The sequence below is a fragment of the Bradyrhizobium sp. 956_D2_N1_4 genome (assembly GCF_052076025.1).
Taxonomy (GTDB): domain Bacteria; phylum Pseudomonadota; class Alphaproteobacteria; order Rhizobiales; family Xanthobacteraceae; genus Bradyrhizobium; species Bradyrhizobium barranii.
Window position 1 is genome coordinate 5,152,800 of record NZ_CP197237.1, and the last position, 17,413, is coordinate 5,170,212.

Consider the following 17,413-nt stretch of genomic DNA (forward strand, 5'->3'; position numbering starts at 1 on the left):
CTCCGTCTCGCGGCGGGGCCGGAAAACTCGTTCACCGCCCGGATAGATCGTTGATGCGTCCCCTGGATCCCGTGACATCGAAGCAGCGCGTGGCTTACGGCCTCGCGTTCTTCGTGCTGTTCGTTGCCCTCTGGTCGTGGGCGACGCTCGGCGGCCATGTGTCGAAGACCTTTCTCGCCAACCCGCTGACCATGATGCAGGAAGGCTATGACCTGCTCGCCAAGCAAGGCTTCCTGTTCGACATCGGCATGACGATCTGGCGCGTCGTCGGCGGCTTCGCCCTTGCTGCGATCATCGCGGTTCCGCTCGGCGTGCTGATGGGTGCCTACAAGCCGGTCGAAGCCTTCCTCGAACCGTTCGTCTCCTTTGCTCGCTATTTGCCTGCCTCGGCCTTTATCCCGCTGCTGATCCTGTGGGCCGGCATCGGCGAATTGCAGAAGCTGCTCGTCATCTTCATCGGCGCGGTGTTCCAGATCATCCTGATGATCGCCGTAACCGTGGGCACCACGCGGCGCGATCTGGTCGAGGCGGCCTATACGCTCGGGGCCAGCGACCGCGGCATCATCCGCCGGGTACTGTTGCCCTCCTCCGCACCCGAGATCGCGGAAATCCTGCGGCTGGTGCTGGGCTGGGCCTGGACCTACGTCATCGTCGCCGAGCTGATCGGCTCGTCCTCGGGCATCGGCCACATGATCACCGACAGCCAGGCGCTTCTCAACACCGGCCAGATCATCTTCGGCATCATCGTGATCGGAGTGATCGGTCTCCTCTCGGACTTCATGTTCAAGGCGTTCAACGCCTGGCTGTTTCCGTGGAGGCTCGCATGACCACCCTGAAGATCGAACAGGTCTCGCGAACCTTCCCCGCGCGCCACGGCAACGCGCCGACCAGGGCGCTGGAGCCGACCGATCTCACCATCGGCAACAACGACTTCGTCACCATCCTCGGCCCCTCCGGCTGCGGCAAGTCCACGCTGCTTCGCATCGTCGCCGGTCTCGACCGGCCGACCAGCGGGCGCGTCACGCTCGACGGGCGCGAGGTGACCGGCCCCGGCGCCGATCGCGGCATGGTGTTCCAGTCCTACACGCTGTTTCCCTGGCTGAGCGTGCGCGAGAACATCGCCTTCGGCCTGCGCGAGCGCGGCGTGCCCGAGGCGGAGCGCAACAAGATCGCCGATGCCTTCATCCGCCAGGTCGGGCTGTCCGGCTTCGAGAACCACTGGCCGAAGCAGCTCTCCGGCGGCATGCAGCAGCGCACCGCGATCGCCCGCGCGCTCGCCAACGATCCAAAGATCCTGCTGCTCGACGAGCCCTTCGGCGCGCTCGACAACCAGACCCGCGCCTTGATGCAGGAAATGCTGCTCGGGATCTGGGAGCGCGACCAGAAGACCGTGCTGTTCGTCACCCACGACATCGAGGAAGCCATCTTCCTCGGCAGCCGCGTCATCGTGATGAGCGCGCGCCCCGGCCGTATCAAGGCCGAGATCAATGTGGACCTGCCGCATCCGCGCTCGTACAAGATCAAGACCACGCCCGAATTCGTCCAGTTGAAGGAACGGCTGGTCGAGGAGATCCGCACCGAGGCGCTGAAGGTTGCCGAACATGCCTGACACCAAGCCGCGTGCCGATGGGCAACGCGTTCTCGCCGATCTCAATACGCTCCGTGCCATCGGCGCCTACAAGACCGGCGTGCATAAGCCGACCTTCTCCGAGCCGCACAAACTGTCGCTCGACTGGCTGGTGCAGAAGCTGCCCGACGCCGGCCTCACCGCCGCGATCGACGGCATCGGCAATGTATTCGGCACCAGCGCAAAGCCCGGACCGAAGCTGCTGGCGGGATCGCACCTGGAGAGCCAGAACTACGCCGGCTGGCTCGATGGCCCGCTCGGCGTCGTCTATGCGCTCGAAGCGGCCCGCGTGCTCAATGCCGATCCGACCGTGAAGGGCGCGGTCGAAGTCGCAGCGTGGTGCGACGAGGAAGGACACTTTGGGCATTTCCTCGGCTCGCGCTCCTACGTCGGACAGGTGACCGAGGCCGACATCGATGCCGCCCGCGACCGCACCAGCGGCCGCACCATGCGCGACGCACTCGCCGACATGGGGCTCTCGGGCCGCGCGCGCGTCGCCGCCGAGCCGGGACGCCACATCGGATATCTGGAGGCGCATATCGAGCAGGGCGACACGCTCGAAAGCGGCAAGCTCGCGATCGGCGTGGTGACCTCCATCGTCGGCATCTGGCAGTACCAGATCAATTTCGTCGGCGAGCAGAACCATGCCGGCACCACCCGCATGGCGGCGCGGAAAGATGCCGGCCTCGCGCTGGCCAAGTTCTGCGTGGCGATCGACGAGCGGTTCTCGGGCGCCTGTGGCACGCGCACGGTCTGGACCACCGGCCGCATCACGCTCGATCCCGGCGCGCCGAGCATCATTCCCGGCGGCGCCGAGATGCTGTTCCAGATCCGCGACGACAATCCGGCGGTCATCGCGCGGCTGGAGGAGCTGCTGCGCACCATGGCGGAAGAGGCCAACGCGAAGGGCCCTTGCACCGTCACCGTGGAGAAGATTCGCACCGGCGCGCCCGCGCTGATGAACGCCGGCTTCCAGGACGCCATCGAAGCCGCGAGCAAGGCCCTTGCCAGCGGACGATCCATTCGCATGCCCAGCGGCGCCGGCCACGACGCGCAGTTGCTCGCGACCGTCATGCCCGCGGCCATGCTGTTCGTGCCGTCGATCGGCGGCATCAGCCATCACTGGACCGAGAACACCGCCGACGCCGACATCGTCACGGGCGCGCAGGTCTTCGTCGACGCCTGCCGGCGGCTCCTCGGTGGTTAGAACGACGTGCCGCCGCATCTGAACTCCTGGACGATGTCGTACTTGCCCTTCGTGATCGGCACGGCATAGCCGAAGCGCAGCGTTCAACCACACCCGCCTCTGGAATACTGGGTCGCCCGCCTTCGCGGGCGATAACAGCGCGTGTTGCAGACACACCTTCGCATCCTCGCAGCGCATTTCGCCCGAGCTTTGCTTGATCTCTCCACCCTCGAAGCCAAGAGGGCGCAGGGAAGGCCGGGTGCTGACCTCGCACCCGCGGTCCGCTGCGCGAGGTGGTGCGCAAAGGAGACCGCACAGCAGCATACAGGTGGTGCCAATCACTCGGCCTTCCCTGCGCAGTGGTTGGACGGCTTATGCCGTGCTCTCCCGGGAGCCGAGTTCCTTCTGGCCTCCCTCACGCTTGCAAAAGTCACCAGCACCGCGCCGGTTGACGCGACTGCCGCATTCGCAAAGCACTTGACCGTAGCAACGACGGCCAGGACCACACGTCTATATTTTGGTGTTCGGTGAAACACGCCGAAACTAAGAACACTCTTTAAAATAAGGGCTTTTCGACTACCCTGATGCGGGCTGTTTCAGCGGGCTTCACCAAAATAAGGGCCCGGCCCTAAGCCTTTCAGCGTCCGCACGACAAACTGAAAGCCCCAAAGCCGAGCCCTTTGGTCCCAAGCCTTAGGAGCCGAAACCACATGGATAGTAACATCACCCCCTCCCCCGCCGGCAAGCGGGGCCGCAATAGCAGCGCCATTCTGACCGACCGCATGTGCGAGAAACGCGTTGCCAAACGGACCAAGCTCTACGACCGTAAGTGCCCTGGTCTGTACGTCAGCATCACCACGGCAGGGGTGGCGACCTTCTCGTTCAAGTTCACCGACCGGGAGACCGGCAAGCAACGCACCGGCTGGCTTGGCGTCTACAATGCTGAGACCTTCACGGTCGAGGACGCCCGTAGCAAGGTCTACGGCCTCAAGTCCATGGGCGGCGAGGCGCTTGCCGAGACCTTCCGCGACCAGAAGACCGCGACGGCCAAGCGCGGCAAGACCGTCGCCGAGATCATCGACGAGCGAATCACCTGGATGAAGACGCCGGTCAAGAAGCCGGACGGCGAAATGCGGCCCCGGCTGGAGAGCTGGGAGAACACGGCAAGCCACCTCGATCGCCTCATCCGGCCCCGTCTCGGCAAGAAATTGGCCATGGAGGTCACCAAGCACGACATCGCCACACTCTCGAACGACATCGTCGCAGGCAAGTTCGGCAAGCCCTCGGTCAGCAACGCGCGCCATATGCGCAAGGCGGCCTCGGGCCTGTTCACCTGGGCGGCGGAGGCAGGCCGCGACTATGTGACCGCCAGCCCCTGCGTCAACCTGCCAAAACTCGATCCCGAACATCCCCGCACCCGGGTCCTCTCCGAAGACGAGATCAAGACGTTCTGGCACGGGCTGGACCGCAACGACCTTCCCTACGACCGCCGGACCCGGCTCGCACTCAAGTTCGAACTGGTCACTATGCTGCGCTCGCGCGAACTGCTCGGCGCGCATCGGGATGAGCTGTTTGACCTCGACGGCGAGCATCCGCGCTTCGACGTGCCGCTCAAGCGGGTCAAGAAGCGGCGGGTGATCCAGCAGCCGTTATCCGATCTGACGGTCGAGATCATCAAGGAGGCGCTCGCCTCGGATGGTCAGCAGTTTGTCTTCGAGAGTCCCATGTACAAGGGCCAGCCGATCCACCGGAAAGCGATGGCCGACGCCCTGCGCGGCACCAAGCACGAGACGAACAAGGACAAAACCAAAACCGCTGGCCTCTGCGAGCTGCTCGGTCTCAAGCCGTTCACGCCCCATGACCTGCGCCGGACGGCAGCGACCCTGGCCGGCGACCTCGGCTTCGACGACGCATGGATTGCGAAGTGCCTCGACCACGCCGCGAGCAAGAAGGCCGAGCAGATCGTGCCGACGGTCACCGGCAAAGTGTACAATCACTCCAAGCGGATGAAGGAAAAGCGCGCGGTGCTGGACGGCGTCGCGGCCGAGCTGCGGCGGATCGTCGGCGGGCGGACATCGAGAAAGGACGCCAATATCGGACTTCACGTTGCGGCCTGATCTATCGCCCCGCCTGAGCTTCGATCAGGCGGGCTTCAATCAGTAGTTCTGCGGGAGTGCGTTCAAGCAGCATTCATCACAGTCCATCTAAGTCCCGCGCCGGGAGCGGCGCGGCTGATGATGGAACCTCCATGCCTATTCCGAGGGATGACTTTGACCCTGTTGCCACAGTTGTAGACTGGCTCGACGCCTGCCGGCGTGGAGACGTCAACGCGCTGCTCGATCTGTATGATGAGCGAGCGGTGCTTGAATGCGCCTGCGAAGGCGTCAGCCTGACTGGGCGAGAAGCAATCGCTGCCTACTGGTCACCTAAGCTCGAAACGAAGCGAGTACTCTCATTTTCGCTGGACGACGTGAGCCTGACGGGCCACGGCGTTCAAATCGACTATCAAAATTACGAAGGCAAGCCGGTTCGCGTTTATTTTCGGTTCGGTGTCTCAAACAAGATCATCTACACAAGCTGCGCACCCATGGCTCGGGCGGCCGCCCGAAGCTCCGTCAACTGAGATAACGGTCCGCGCGGCCGCAGAGTTGCGGCCATTGTAGCTCTATCGAGCAGCCCAGCCGGCACGTCCCTAGCCGGCGGCACACATCAGCCCTTCGGCAGACACTCCGCTGCTTCACTTCACCTTCGCTGCTTCATCGAGACACTTGTAACCTGAGCCGCCGCGCGCCATGCACTGGTCGAAGTGTTTTGTCTGCCGCGCTGCCGTTGGTCCAGCAGGCTGCAGCTTTCCGTTCTTATCGACGCATTCGTACAGCAGGCCGGGTGTGCGCAGCGAGCAGGGCATGCACGACTGCTGGGCTTGCACCGCGCCCACTCCGACCAGCAGCAGCATCATCACAAAACAGCTTTGCTATCACATCAAAGGGGGCCGAATCGATTCGCACGGAGTCAAGACGCTGTGAATAGGTCGAATAACTGCGGGGTGTTTCCCCCGGACTCCGCGTGGCGCGCGAATCTCTGTAGGGTGAGTAGGTCAGGCGAACTTGATTCGTCTGATGTCCGAGGCAGCTGACGGCCGACCGGCGTGCGATGAAACGGTTCACGTCGTAGCCGCCCGGCTGACGATGCGGCCGGATGCTCTTCGTTTGGATCACGGTTGCCCCGCGTTGCCCTCTCCGAGCACACTGTCGAGCGATCGGCCGGCGCGTTCATAAACGGGCCTCGTTGAGGTCGGCTTCGCGGCCAGGCAGCAGGGTCGAGGGAGCGATCACAGCGATACCAAGCTCCGTCCATGCAGACCAAGCCGGTAGACCCAAAGCAGAACACGACTGGTACCCGATCGTCGCGGTGCGCCGACGAAGCAGTGACGATGTCCATCGTGCTCATGTCCGAGACGTCGACTGTCCCGAATCCTGCACGGCTCAAAAGGCGAAGGCGTGCCGTCGGCGAGGATTGATCTAGATCAAGCGTCGCCCGGTTTCACGATTCAGATTCGGCGCAAATGGCTGGAGGGCATGCGCCATGGATACCGTCAGGTGGATGATCTCCACCGCTCCGGAAATCTTCCTGCTGCTTTCCATCGCCATCGGCACGGTGCTGGGCCGAGTCAAGATTCGTGGTTTCTCAATCGGAACGACAGCCTGCATACTGGTGGTGGCCGTTCTTATCGGTCAGCTCGGAACCTTTACATTCCCGTCGCTGCTGCGCGTGCTTCTGTTCAGCCTGTTTGTGTTCACGATCGGCTACCGGTCCGGCCCCGAATTCTTCGCCTCCTTGAGCATCCGCACCATGGCGCAGGTCGCCATGGCGCTCGTGCTCGGCGGCACGGGTCTCATCCTCGTTTTGATATTTGCATTCGCGTTCAAGCTCGATCCGGGCACGGCCTCGGGACTTGCCGCCGGTGGGCTGACGCAATCTTCCATCATCGGCACGGCGTCCGGAGCGCTCGCGCAAGTCGGCTTGTCCAGTGATGCTTTGAAGCAGCAAGAAGCAAACATCGCAGCCGGATACGCCGTCACCTATGTCCTCGGCTATATTCTCACACTCCTGTACGTGCCGTTTGTCGCACCGAAACTGATGCGGATCGATTTGAAGGCGGAGGCGGCGAAGCTGGAGGCGGAGCTTGCCGGCGGCAACCCGCCACAGAGTGAAAATCTGCACTATCGCAAATTCCAGGCGCGCGCCTACCGAGTATCGGCCGCCGCGGGACGCACGGTCAAGGACGTCGAAGAGGAAATCGGCAGCCGCACTGTCGTCGAGCGAATCGTGCGGCAGGGAGCCGATATCGAGCCGCGCCTCGACAGCATCCTCGAACCCGGCGACGACATCGTCGTCGCCGGGCGAACCGCTGCCCTCGTCGCGGCAAAGCCGGTCATCGGCAAGGAAATCGATGCCGACGAAATCCTGAAGGCAATTCCGGGCAATGTGATCGACGTCCTCGTCGACAGCCGCCATCTCCATGGCCGATCGATCAAGGAGATCGCTGAACGCGTCGGCAACGACGCACGCGGCGTCTATCTCCGCACGCTGACCCGGATGGGCCGCGAGGTCCCGTTGGGCCCGGACACCCGCGTCTATGTCGGGGACGTCATGACGCTCGTCGGCAGCACTCGCAACATCGAGCGTGCCGCCACGAAGGTCGGGCAGATACTGCGCTCCGGCGACCGCGCCGACATCGCCTTTCTCGCAACCGGCATCGCCGCGGGCCTCCTCGCGGGTCTCGTCAGCCTCAGGGTCGGCGGCATCCCGCTGACCTTGGGCGGCGGCGGCGGCGCGCTGATCGCTGGCCTCGTCTGCGGCTGGATGCGGTCGCGCCGGCCGACCATCGGAGCGTTACCACGCGCGGCACAGCAGACACTGAGCGATCTCGGGCTCGGTGGCTTCATCGCAGCCATCGGGCTCGGCAACGGAGCCGCGGCCTGGGCTGCGATACAGGCGCACGGGGCGTTGCTGGTGGGCATGGGCCTGGTCGTCACGCTGGTGCCGCTGATCGTCGCGACACTGTTTGCGCGCTATGTGTTGCACATGAATCCGGTCATCACCTGCGGGGCGCTGGCCGGCGCCATGACCGTCGATGCTGCGGTGACCGGAGCCTGCGAAGTCGCCGAGAGTCAGACCCCAGTTCTCGGCGTCGCAGTGCCCTACGCCATCGGCAACGTCGTCCTGACTGTGCTCGGCCCGATCATCGTGGCACTCACTTATACCGGCTGACGGAGGCGACGATGCGTACGCAGTTGGCCGCAATCTTCCGACCGCTCTTGACGGCTTTGGTTCTCCTTGCCGCCTTCGGCTTGCCGGCCCTCGCCGAAGACAATGTCCGTCTCCAGCGATCATCACCTTTGCAGCAGGTCGCGGCGGTCGCGTCGACGGCAAGCCCAACAACAACTGCGCGCCGGACAGACTGGTCGAAGCGACCGCGGATTTGGGCCGTACCTCGCGGGTGCCATGCTGTGGTTCTATATCGAGAACGACACGTTCTTTGGCCCGGCGTTGTCGAAGCGCATGCATGAGGCTTTCACTGCGGCCGGCGGCAGGGCCGATATCATCTGATGCCGCCCTTCGGCAATGAGGGGCATTTCCTCGTCGGCTCGACCGACACAATTCCGATGTGGTCACCGCTCGTCGAAAAATCCCTCGACGCGCATAAATAGTTACAGAGGCTGGCGCCTGGAGACGCAACCATGATCAACGCCCCTTCAACGCCATGGCCCGGGCACGCTCGCACCTTCCTGTTGATTTTGTTCGCAGCGGCCATTGCCGGACCAGCTTCGGTCCAGAACGCCGCGGCGCAAAAGCAGGCCTCTGAGGCGAAGCCCGCCGAGATCGCCCCTCGCGGGCAGCGCGAAGCCAAAGACATCACCTTCGGAGACTGGCAGAAGCTCTATGTTGATCACTGTTGATCACGCTGATGACGGTGCCGAGGAACTGGACTGCCATCGCGTGCTCCCATGGCGGACTCGGCCATGCTCCTGGTTTCGTCGGTCAGCGATTGTTATCCGGCGAAGGGGATGATGAGACGCCTTGATGCAGATCAAGAGAGCGCGGCGGCCCATAGCCAACATCTCCCCGCTGCGGAGCGCGTTCGGTACGGATCCAGGCAACCGTCAGCTCCCAAGCCACCGACAGAATGATCGGTCCGATGAAGAGGCCGATGATGCCGTGGACGAGGGTTCCTCCGATCACCCCGATCAGGATGACGAGCGCGGGTGTGGTCAGGCCTCGCCCCATGACGAGCGGCTTTAGGATGTTGTCGAGCACCGATACGATCACGAGAAACACCGTCAGCAGAAGCGCGATCGGGAATTCCTTGTCAGTCCAGATCCAGATAATGACCGGCAGGATGACGATCGTTCCGCCGATCTGCACGATCGACAGCAATAGCACCACGAACGCCAGTAGTCCCGCGCTGGCGATACCGGCCAGCTTGAACCCAATGCCGGCGAGCAAGGATTGGACGATCGCGACGCCGATCACACCCTGCGCGACCGCACGGATGGTGGTACCCGCGAGGTCCAGAAAGTGCTCGCTCTGGTCGGGCACGATCCGTGACAGAAAGTCACGACCCGCGGCCACGAGTTGCGGGCCATATGGAAACAGGACGCCAGCCACGATCACGGACAGCAGGAACTTTACGGTCCCCACACCGGCATTGCCGGCAAATCCGAGCAAGGTCGTCGCGAAGGGCTTGAGATACGGCACCACTTCGCGCAGAAGCGAACGCAGATTGGTCGAGGCCTGATCCCAGAGATCGAAGAGCCGAGGCCCGACGAGTGGCCAATCCTTGATCGATTGAGGTGGCGACGGAACCAACACCTCGCCGGCGGTCATTTGGCCGGCAAGATCCCTGATCCCGTCGACTGCGCCCATGCCGAGCCACGTCGCGGGCCCAATGACAACGGCGAGACTGATAAGGGTTAGGATCGCTGCCGCAAGTTTCGGCCGGTCGCCGAGGATTTTGGCAAGGCGCTCAAACACCGGATTAAGCGCGACGGCGAGCACGACACTCCAGGCCAGGATTGGCACGAACGGACGGATCAGGAGCAGTGTCCAGACGATCAGGACCGCGAGCAACCCCAGCCGGATCACAAGCTGGATGACCTCGTCTCCGGAGATGATCTGGCGGAGTGTTCTCACGGACGCGCCTTCAGCCTTGGCCACGCATGTTGCGGGTGAGTGAGCTAGTTCCCCCTCTCGCGCGGAGGTCTTGATCCAGATCAAGCGACCACGACCGGCCGGGAGGCCCATGGGCGGGATCGGGCAAGTGCGTCGCCCGGCCTCTCGACACCGGAGTCCGCATGTCGGTCACCAGTGCACGAGAGCGCTTGCGCGACGGCAGTCCGGTCGAAGTTCGCGCGCTTCGGCCGGAGGACGAGGCCGACATGCTCCCCGCACTAGACCAAGCGAGCCCGCAGTCGTTGCAGCGCCGATTTTTTGCGATGAAGAGCCATTTCAAGGAGCGCGCCTTCTTCATGGACGTCGATTTTAAGAATCATATCGCCTTGGTTGCGCGCGCGGAGGAAGCAGGCCGGAAGGCTGTGGTTGGCGGCTGCCGATATATTGTCTCCGAGCCCGGCCGGGCCGAGATGGCTTTCATGGAGGTCAATGCATGGCAGGGGCGCGGCGTTGGCTCGATGCTAATGCGGCACCTCGTCGACATCGCGAGGGAAACGGGACTGAAGGAATTGACGGCGGAAGTCCTGCCCGAGAACACATCAATGTTGAAGGTCTTCGGCAGGTTCGGGTTTAGGTCGGCTGCGCGGCGAGATCCACAGACAGACCTGGTAGCATGCTTTCCATGGGATTTTGCCCTCCCCCGAGGCCGCACCAAGTTTCCGTTGCAGGGACGCGCGCGCAACCGATCACTCCGCAAGCGCGCGATAAACTGACGCGTGGCCTATCTTGAGGGCCTTTGCAATGGCAGACGGGCCAGCGCCGCTGGCCTTCATTTGCCACTGTGTTCGCCGTATTGGTTGGCGGCTGGATGTTCCGCTACGAGCCAATCGGGCAAGGCTTCGAACACAGAAACCGCTTCACGGGCGCGACCAGTAGAGTTTCCTTGGAATGCTGGACAGATAAAGATTAGGCCGCCACTTGGACATTGCTTCTCCGCGGCCGCCTCAGTTGGCGGCCTTTTCGGCTAGGCGAGACTGGCCGAGCAGTGCGGCCCCGTGTGTATGCCGCCATCGCGATACACGTTAACTCGCCGTCGCTCAACTTCTCTACGCGACGCGAATCGCTCATCCCGTCCGGCTCGTTGATACGCCATCACGCAAGCTCGGATGGCACCTCGACTTTGGCCCGCCATTTCCCGGGGTCTACCGGTTGGCAACCAGTTGCACCGTTGGACGTCCACCGTTTAGCGCTCTGAGTTGGGTTATGTATTCTTCAGGCTTCAACAAATGGAATGGAGCCTTCAAGCCCATAAAACTCGCTATGCGACCGATGAAATTGGTGCAGTTGGTTGTTCCCGCGTTCCACACCGGCGAGGTCGCCTGAAGACGCTTGATGTAAGCAAATACCTTTTTGGCGTCAGCCTCATTCAAGTAGACTCGATAACTGGCTGTCAAATATTGCTCATCGAGGTCACCATAGCTCGCGCCGGTTTCAGAAGGCACAAACATGAGATGTCCCAATACGTACGGCAGCGTGTCACCTGCTGGATGCAGGCCGGCAACTTCAACCGCCCTTTGGCTCGTCTTGCCGTACCAGACAAATGCGTGTCCGTAGGATGCAGCAGTGCGGGCGCGAAAATCGACGTAGTAGGGTCCTTTAACTGAAGATACCCGGGCCGGCTTTGCATCCGACGTGGCTGGCGAGCTGCTTGGCGCAGCTGCGGCCGGTTTCGTAGCGGAGTTGATTGAAGTCTTGGGGGCAGTGTCCGGTCGCTGCTGAAGATCAGCGCGCCCCGCGAGTTGCTGTGCACTAGCGCTTCCCACGGAAGCCGCAAAGATTGCGACCCCGACAATAAGTCGCAGATCGCGGTATTCCCAGATCACCCTTGCCACGTTCAACCCTTCTTGGACCCACCACAGCCCAAGCCAAAACATTATTGAAGGTGAACGCCTCCGGCCCCCGACGGGCCGAAGGCGCTTGAATCTGCGGGATTAGCCCTTGGTGACTAACGGAGCCGGCGCCGGAGCCTTGCCGATCGGGTATTTGCCGACTGGAGTTTTGCCGACGGGATATTTACCAACCGGCGCGGTCTGGACGACGGGCTGCGGACGAGGCAGATCCGCGGCAACTGCCGCTCCCACCAAAGCCAAAGACGCAGTACCCGCAATTACGAATTTCAGCATCAATCTCCCCTGAAGTTGCCCGCTACCCCTTACCGATTCTGAACCTAGCCGGACGCTCTACCCACACAACAAATAGATGCCCGTGCGGACAGTCGCGCGATCCCTTTTTTGGCGAATGTTGCAGAAGGGGCACGCTTTCTTTCAGCATATTGATGGGAAAATCCTACCGGTCCGCTCCGCGTAGACCCGGTAGCTGTCACCGAAAGTTTCCAACATCATTCGCTCTTCCTTGCCGACGCAACCAAAGAACAAGATCCCGAAGCCGGCCAGGCCCGCGAAACCGGCAATCCAAGCAATGCCTGGGCGATAGCCCACAGCCAAAATGCCGAATACATCGGTGTCGAACTTTCCGATAAATCCCTTCCGTCACGAGTTCATGATTCTCCCGCACGTCGAGACTTATCGACCAATTCCGGCCGAGTGCACGGTGGGTCAGGTGAAACACGCCCAGAGCTGCAATCGCAAAGAGAGACCCCAGCCAAGCCAGGGAGGATAGAAGCTGCGATCTGCAAAATGAGGTATTCCTGTCGCTACGTAGACGAGCGGAACAAGTCCAAGTCCCGAAAGAGATATGAGCAGGAGCGCAGTTTCCAGGGGCCGCGAGCGCTCCACACAACCCTCGCACGACGAGAACGCCGCGCGTACTTGTAGCGTACCCAGCCGATCACCAACGCGACGAGAATGACTTTTGAAATGGTGGGCGTCATTTGAATCAGGCTGCCGCGCCCGGACTTCCCAGCAGTTCGCTTGCTGACGGCGGCACGCTCGCAATAAGTCCTCCGTCGTCAGCGATCATCGACGCGGCGCCATCCGGGGCGAGCGTCTGGGATTTGGCTGAAATAGGTCCGCATGTGAGCATGAAGTAGTCATACGATGTTCGCCTATCATTTCCACTGACGAACTGCCGTGCATACGGGAGAAATTGAGAGGATGCGTCGATACATGTCGTCGTCAAGCATTCGGCTAAGTCTCACGACCCTGACGGCATGTCTCACACGGGCCAACTCAAGACCATACCGGCTTCGTCCTGCTTTCTCTCATCCGCGGAGTTGCGTGGCAAGAACACTCCAAGAAACCTACGGACCGACCGTTCACGACTAAGCCAGTGGCTGGAAAACTGGTGCGGCTTGCCGGTGTCCGGTAGCCCGGCGCTGGCGGCGCGCTGTAGGGCCTTCTAATGGCCTCACCCTTGACGCCGGTTCTGTGTCGTCGTGGCGACGGATGCCTAGCACAGCGAAATGACGCGACGTGCCAACTCTACGAACCCACAGACCAAGAAAAAGGACGTGGTGTGGCTCGCGCTCAACAGTCGCACGCCATCCGCTTCAACGAACACCTGACCGGCGGCGGACCCGACGATCTTCAAGCACGTCTGCCAGATGGGGCTGGAAGGGATCGTGTCGAAGCGGACGGCGGACTATCGAAGACGTGGCTCAAGTCGAAAGAACTCGGCGAGCGAGGCGGTGCGCCGGGAGCGCGTGGAGGATGGCGTTAGTCTCGGCGCACCCCGGCCTTCATAGTTCTGCCCAAATGGAAAACCCGACGAAGGCGAGTACAGCCACGCTGAGAACGATAATCGTAATCGCCCCCACTTCGATAATGGAAAGCCGTCTTGCCATGCGCCAATTTTTTCGGCAGTCGAGCGACAGCGTTGATCTGGATTATGTGCGGCGACCATCACGCCCAGCAGCCGCTCCATCAGCGGCTTCGGGCAACCTTGATCGCAGAATGCCGCTAGTGACAGTTTCGGGTCGTCTCAGCCTTCGTGGTTGCACCGCTTAAACCATCGGCGCGCTAGCAAGTCATTCCGGTCGCACATCTGCGGACGGCTCGACGGGTATGGCGGACGGTGGTTCTTGCGACGCACACACCGTTAACTCGTGTCCTACCCGCGCCGCAGGCAGCAGCGACTTCAGTGATCATGCCGTTGGGCGGAGGAGTAATCGGCGCAGGTGTCATGGCTTGCGCCGATACTGCGACCGATAAGGCGAAGCCGGCAATAGCAATCAACCTGATCATTCTGCACCTCCCTTAACCGTCCAAACATCCCGACCTCTCACGGCAGGGGATGGGACCGGCTCTCGTGTGAAAGCATGCGAGCTTCCGGCGCTGGCCGTTGGAAGGCTTGAGATAGATCAAGGTCTTTCTCCGTTTAAAATGGCGCATATTACCGCGGTGATAGGTAAACTCCGGGTAGGCGTATGGGGCGCTATATCGACGAAATCCTACAGCCTGGCGAAAGGGTGCTGTATTCGACCAACGAACACTGGGTGTACTTTCTGCCTGCAATCGGGGCGTGGATCGCGGCGGTCGCATTTCTGGTGCTGTGGCGCTTGGCCGCCGTCGACGCGCTGACGTTGGTTTACTTGGTATTGGCGGCGGTCGCTGGGCTTGCGGCCTCGTACTGGACGGCGACGGCTTGGTTCCACCGCTGGACCACCGAGACCGACGTTACCAACATGCGGGTCGTCCACAAGGCCGGTTTCATTAAGAGGCGGACCTTTGAGATGAGCCTCGACAAGGTTGAGAGCGTCGATGTCAATCAAAGCGTTCTTGGCCGCCTTTTGAACTATGGCGACCTCACCATTCAGGGCGTCGGCGAGGGTACGCAAACCATTTCCACCGTTAGTTCGCCTCTCGCGTTTCGCAGCGCCATCACGACAAGACCGGTTGGCACGTAAATCGTGGCATGGTTTGACAGCCGCCGCCCCAACAACGCCCCCGGAGCCCCCCCGCGCTGGCGATTTTGCGGCGGCGCTCGCGGGGGACCCGGTGGCGCTGCGGCTCTGCCTTGACCGGATTATCCTGCCCCAAAGATCAACTCGTGGCGTTCGCGCTGCCGCCCATCAATCATCGTCAGCTTTCCGCGCGGAAACCCATCTTCGCCCCTCATTTGGCGAGCAAGCCCGAGGTGGCGCCCGTTGCAGCGTTGAGCCACCACAGCCGTAGCCCCAGCCACTCGCGCGAATGTGAATTGATCTGAAGCAATGGGCTTTGTCTGGCTTCGATACGCTGATGCGATGGAGTCGATCCGTAAGGAAATTCTGATGCGCATTCCAACTTTGGCGATTTGGGCAACGATCTCGGTTTTGGCGGCCGCGCCAACTCAGGCCCAAACATATGGCGGGAATGCTCCGATCTGCCTACAACGTTGGTACTGGGGCGGAGGCGAAACTTTCTACTGCGGCTATAGCTCGATGGCGCAGTGCCACGCCAATGCATCGGGCCTCTCCGCCATGTGCGTTACCAATCCATATTTTGCAAACGCACAAGGGCCACGGGAACCAGCCTATCGGCAGCCTCGTCGCGCCTACTAGATCGGACAGGGGCGCGACGACTCGGGTTGAGATGGCTGACGCCTCTGGAGAGCCCGCCCCTCGATCCGATCTCGCACGAGCCGCATACGCTGGCGCTGAAGCGAAAATCCGCTGATGGAGGCCTGCGGCGCTGTAGGTGCATCGATCTGCGACAACCAAACGACTGAACGGGTATGAAATCCGGACAATTCTTGATCTTCAGTGTGACCGCGGCCGTAAAGAGGCCAAACGGACCCAGCGTCCTTTGGCAGTCATCTCACTGTTGTCAGCGTCGGCTACACGACCGACATGAGCTACGATCCATCCACGATAGCCACATTGCGCCGCGCGTTGGACGAGGTGCTGCTTGACGCCCGTTTCCATCAGCGGAAGTCGGCTTCGGCGCTTGAAATTGCTGAACATCTTCTGGCGCGTGCGGCGGACGGAGAACGGGACCTAGAGCGCCTGAAATGCTCGGCTTTCAAGAAATTAATCGGCGATGCCGCGCGCTTGCCGAGCTGGACTGCGTAGCGATCTCAAGACTCTTGCGGGCAGCTCTTGGGGATCGGTAAGGTCGATCGACGGCGACTTTCACTTGACGGCCTTAGTTCTCCTTCGGCGCCACGCGCCACGATCCTCAGCGCGTCATCCGGCAGCGGACGTTGCTCGGAGAAGCTGTTAGCCAGGACAAGGCGGCGGTTCTCCGGCTTCAGGCAGCCTGGCCAGTGCGGTGACGGCATTGCGGATGTTGGTGACCGGTGGCCCGCCGAACTTTGGTGGCGGCGGCATGCCCCAGCGCATCATGGCCAGCTCGCGGCCGGTGTCAGTGTTGCCGGGTAACCCGGAAACACGACCGGCATCGGTGCAAGGTTGCCGGCATAGCGGTTGACGACGCGAAACAGCGCGATGATCGCGGCTTGGTTGGTTGTGATGCTGTAGAGGTTTCACGTGCGCTTTGCGGACTACCGCTTCTTAAAGTCCGTTAGCTTGCGCATGTAGTAACCCTGTCTCTGAACGGCGAGCTTAATGTCCTCGCTGACGCTCGCTACTTCTAGCGCAATGCCCACCCGGCGGTGAGGCAGAATTCTTTCAGCATGGGGCAAGCCAGTAATGGAGCAAGTTCATGAAAAAGATGCATCTAACAAAACTTGCAATTGCGGGCTCAACTGTCGCATGCGCGGCACTGTTCTCGTTTAGCTGGTCTGAACAACGCGGTGTCTCTATGTCAGTCGAGAGTGCCCAAGCACGGGTCGGTCGACCACTGACCCCAATGAGCGTTGCAGGTGTTGCTCGCCGGCAAGACCGACGGGCTGCGTACCGGTATGGAGCCGAGGTAGTCGGCGCTAGCGTCGCCGGCGCGGCCGCCGTCGGCGGCGGCTACATCTCCCAACTGGGGATGGGGAGGCGGCCCTTACTACACAGGCGGAGCTCGGGCAGCCAACGCCTACTATGCGGCGTCCACGGCCAGCTCCAGCAATGGCTGGTACATAACTCCTACCGGCATGGCCTGCACATCGGAGACTTTGGTCACAGGCACCAACGGTTTGCCGTTCCGCTGCCCGTAAAACACACGCGAAGGCCGGTGAAGCGGGCATCGACTTCGGCGCGTCAGCATACCAGCGACGTTATGGCACCCTGATCTGCTGCAGACTAGCGGAATTGATCGCACGCCCGGCACACCGAGTCAGCAAGGAAACGACTAGGAGGCGGTCCAAACGGCTGCCTCCTGATCAAGCTCTTTCTGATTCTGCACGCGGATTGATGTTTCCTTTCAAAGGGCACCAACGGAGGGTGACGGTGATCAGGTTATTGGCTGTCCATCGCGATATCGATGCAGGTGATGCCACGCGCGCCGATTCAACCAGACGGCTTCATCACGCGTTGGAAAATAGATGACAGCAATTTGGTGGCCTGCTCCTGAAGCCGAGAAGTCCCCTCGAAACGA

At 61.8% G+C, this 17,413-nt stretch carries 15 protein-coding genes and 2 pseudogenes; 12 read left to right on the forward strand and 5 right to left on the reverse strand.

What is annotated here, in order from left to right:
- The first annotated feature begins 53 nt into the window (after positions 1 to 53).
- The 5 genes from AB7535_RS24495 to AB7535_RS24515 all read left to right on the forward strand — a co-directional run bounded on the left by AB7535_RS24495 (position 54) and on the right by AB7535_RS24515 (position 5,436).
- Entirely contained in the window at positions 54 to 827 is a 774-nt protein-coding gene (locus AB7535_RS24495) for an ABC transporter permease (protein ID WP_085405609.1), read from the forward strand.
- Positions 824 to 1,609 carry an ABC transporter ATP-binding protein gene (locus tag AB7535_RS24500; protein WP_063981932.1) on the forward strand — a complete coding sequence of 262 codons (786 nt, stop codon included), beginning with the start codon at positions 824 to 826 and terminating at the stop codon, positions 1,607 to 1,609. Before AB7535_RS24495 ends, AB7535_RS24500 begins: the two co-directional genes overlap by 4 nt.
- The gene (locus AB7535_RS24505; protein ID WP_439037047.1) at positions 1,602 to 2,834 is read left to right on the forward strand and encodes a Zn-dependent hydrolase; all 1,233 of its coding nucleotides are present in this window, start codon (positions 1,602 to 1,604) and stop codon (positions 2,832 to 2,834) included. The genes AB7535_RS24500 and AB7535_RS24505 overlap by 8 nt, the downstream gene beginning before the upstream one ends.
- Positions 2,835 to 3,523: 689 nt before the next feature.
- Positions 3,524 to 4,930 carry a tyrosine-type recombinase/integrase gene (locus AB7535_RS24510; protein WP_085405591.1) on the forward strand — a complete coding sequence of 469 codons (1,407 nt, stop codon included), beginning with the start codon at positions 3,524 to 3,526 and terminating at the stop codon, positions 4,928 to 4,930.
- 131 nt (positions 4,931 to 5,061) lie between these two features.
- Positions 5,062 to 5,436 (forward strand): YybH family protein, encoded by a 375-nt coding sequence (locus tag AB7535_RS24515; protein WP_085405590.1) that lies wholly within the window; start codon positions 5,062 to 5,064, stop codon positions 5,434 to 5,436.
- A gap of 114 nt (positions 5,437 to 5,550) precedes the next feature.
- Here the strand turns inward: AB7535_RS24515 and AB7535_RS24520 are convergent, their stop codons facing one another.
- Positions 5,551 to 5,772, reverse strand: coding sequence for a hypothetical protein (locus AB7535_RS24520; RefSeq protein ID WP_085405589.1), 222 nt, complete (start codon positions 5,770 to 5,772; stop codon positions 5,551 to 5,553).
- 626 nt (positions 5,773 to 6,398) lie between these two features.
- Here AB7535_RS24520 and AB7535_RS24525 point away from each other — a divergent pair.
- The 3 genes and pseudogenes from AB7535_RS24525 (at position 6,399) to AB7535_RS24535 (ending at position 8,776) form a co-directional block, all read left to right on the forward strand.
- The gene (locus AB7535_RS24525) at positions 6,399 to 8,087 is read left to right on the forward strand and encodes an aspartate:alanine exchanger family transporter (protein ID WP_439034232.1); all 1,689 of its coding nucleotides are present in this window, start codon (positions 6,399 to 6,401) and stop codon (positions 8,085 to 8,087) included.
- A 115-nt stretch (positions 8,088 to 8,202) separates the two neighbouring features.
- A pseudogene (locus AB7535_RS24530) lies at positions 8,203 to 8,527 on the forward strand (dienelactone hydrolase); the annotation flags it as partial.
- 30 nt (positions 8,528 to 8,557) lie between these two features.
- The gene (locus AB7535_RS24535) at positions 8,558 to 8,776 is read left to right on the forward strand and encodes a hypothetical protein (RefSeq protein WP_193375960.1); all 219 of its coding nucleotides are present in this window, start codon (positions 8,558 to 8,560) and stop codon (positions 8,774 to 8,776) included.
- Positions 8,777 to 8,858: 82 nt separating this feature from the next.
- On the opposite strand, the gene AB7535_RS24540 is transcribed toward AB7535_RS24535, so the two are convergent.
- On the reverse strand, positions 8,859 to 10,010 hold the full coding sequence (locus AB7535_RS24540) for an AI-2E family transporter (RefSeq protein ID WP_245344286.1): 1,152 nt from the start codon (positions 10,008 to 10,010) through the stop codon (positions 8,859 to 8,861).
- 161 nt (positions 10,011 to 10,171) lie between these two features.
- On the opposite strand from AB7535_RS24540, the gene AB7535_RS24545 reads away from it, so the two are divergent.
- Entirely contained in the window at positions 10,172 to 10,762 is a 591-nt protein-coding gene (locus tag AB7535_RS24545; RefSeq protein ID WP_085405586.1) for a GNAT family N-acetyltransferase, read from the forward strand.
- Positions 10,763 to 11,191: 429 nt separating this feature from the next.
- On the opposite strand, the gene AB7535_RS24550 is transcribed toward AB7535_RS24545, so the two are convergent.
- Both AB7535_RS24550 and AB7535_RS24555 read right to left on the reverse strand, forming a co-directional pair.
- Positions 11,192 to 11,812 carry a hypothetical protein gene (locus AB7535_RS24550; RefSeq protein ID WP_434057417.1) on the reverse strand — a complete coding sequence of 207 codons (621 nt, stop codon included), beginning with the start codon at positions 11,810 to 11,812 and terminating at the stop codon, positions 11,192 to 11,194.
- 168 nt (positions 11,813 to 11,980) lie between these two features.
- Positions 11,981 to 12,172 carry a hypothetical protein gene (locus AB7535_RS24555; protein ID WP_085405585.1) on the reverse strand — a complete coding sequence of 64 codons (192 nt, stop codon included), beginning with the start codon at positions 12,170 to 12,172 and terminating at the stop codon, positions 11,981 to 11,983.
- Between the two features lie 2,201 nt (positions 12,173 to 14,373).
- Between AB7535_RS24555 and AB7535_RS24560 the strand changes: the two genes are divergently transcribed.
- From AB7535_RS24560 to AB7535_RS24570, 3 genes are all read left to right on the forward strand, one after another.
- Positions 14,374 to 14,853 (forward strand): PH domain-containing protein, encoded by a 480-nt coding sequence (locus tag AB7535_RS24560; protein WP_085405584.1) that lies wholly within the window; start codon positions 14,374 to 14,376, stop codon positions 14,851 to 14,853.
- Positions 14,854 to 15,219: 366 nt separating this feature from the next.
- A complete protein-coding gene (locus tag AB7535_RS24565) occupies positions 15,220 to 15,489 on the forward strand; it encodes a DUF3551 domain-containing protein (protein WP_085398220.1) in 270 nt (89 codons plus the stop codon).
- A gap of 288 nt (positions 15,490 to 15,777) precedes the next feature.
- Complete coding sequence (locus tag AB7535_RS24570; RefSeq protein ID WP_038946060.1) at positions 15,778 to 15,999, forward strand: hypothetical protein; 222 nt, start codon at positions 15,778 to 15,780, stop codon at positions 15,997 to 15,999.
- 116 nt (positions 16,000 to 16,115) lie between these two features.
- Here the strand turns inward: AB7535_RS24570 and AB7535_RS24575 are convergent.
- Positions 16,116 to 16,328, reverse strand: a pseudogene (locus AB7535_RS24575) (SOS response-associated peptidase); the annotation flags it as partial.
- Positions 16,329 to 17,413: the final 1,085 nt, after the last annotated feature.

What these genes read in the sequence shown, in the direction of transcription:
- AB7535_RS24495 (WP_085405609.1), top strand. Translation starts at nt 54, where the DNA reads ATGCGTCCCCTGGATCCCGTGACATCGAAGCAGCGCGTGGCTTACGGC.
- AB7535_RS24500 (WP_063981932.1), top strand. Translation starts at nt 824, where the DNA reads ATGACCACCCTGAAGATCGAACAGGTCTCGCGAACCTTCCCCGCGCGC.
- AB7535_RS24505 (WP_439037047.1), top strand. Translation starts at nt 1,602, where the DNA reads ATGCCTGACACCAAGCCGCGTGCCGATGGGCAACGCGTTCTCGCCGAT.
- AB7535_RS24510 (WP_085405591.1), top strand. Translation starts at nt 3,524, where the DNA reads ATGGATAGTAACATCACCCCCTCCCCCGCCGGCAAGCGGGGCCGCAAT.
- AB7535_RS24515 (WP_085405590.1), top strand. Translation starts at nt 5,062, where the DNA reads ATGCCTATTCCGAGGGATGACTTTGACCCTGTTGCCACAGTTGTAGAC.
- AB7535_RS24520 (WP_085405589.1), bottom strand. Translation starts at nt 5,772, where the DNA reads ATGATGCTGCTGCTGGTCGGAGTGGGCGCGGTGCAAGCCCAGCAGTCG.
- AB7535_RS24525 (WP_439034232.1), top strand. Translation starts at nt 6,399, where the DNA reads ATGGATACCGTCAGGTGGATGATCTCCACCGCTCCGGAAATCTTCCTG.
- AB7535_RS24535 (WP_193375960.1), top strand. Translation starts at nt 8,558, where the DNA reads ATGATCAACGCCCCTTCAACGCCATGGCCCGGGCACGCTCGCACCTTC.
- AB7535_RS24545 (WP_085405586.1), top strand. Translation starts at nt 10,172, where the DNA reads ATGTCGGTCACCAGTGCACGAGAGCGCTTGCGCGACGGCAGTCCGGTC.
- AB7535_RS24555 (WP_085405585.1), bottom strand. Translation starts at nt 12,172, where the DNA reads ATGCTGAAATTCGTAATTGCGGGTACTGCGTCTTTGGCTTTGGTGGGA.
- AB7535_RS24560 (WP_085405584.1), top strand. Translation starts at nt 14,374, where the DNA reads ATGGGGCGCTATATCGACGAAATCCTACAGCCTGGCGAAAGGGTGCTG.
- AB7535_RS24565 (WP_085398220.1), top strand. Translation starts at nt 15,220, where the DNA reads ATGCGCATTCCAACTTTGGCGATTTGGGCAACGATCTCGGTTTTGGCG.
- AB7535_RS24570 (WP_038946060.1), top strand. Translation starts at nt 15,778, where the DNA reads ATGAGCTACGATCCATCCACGATAGCCACATTGCGCCGCGCGTTGGAC.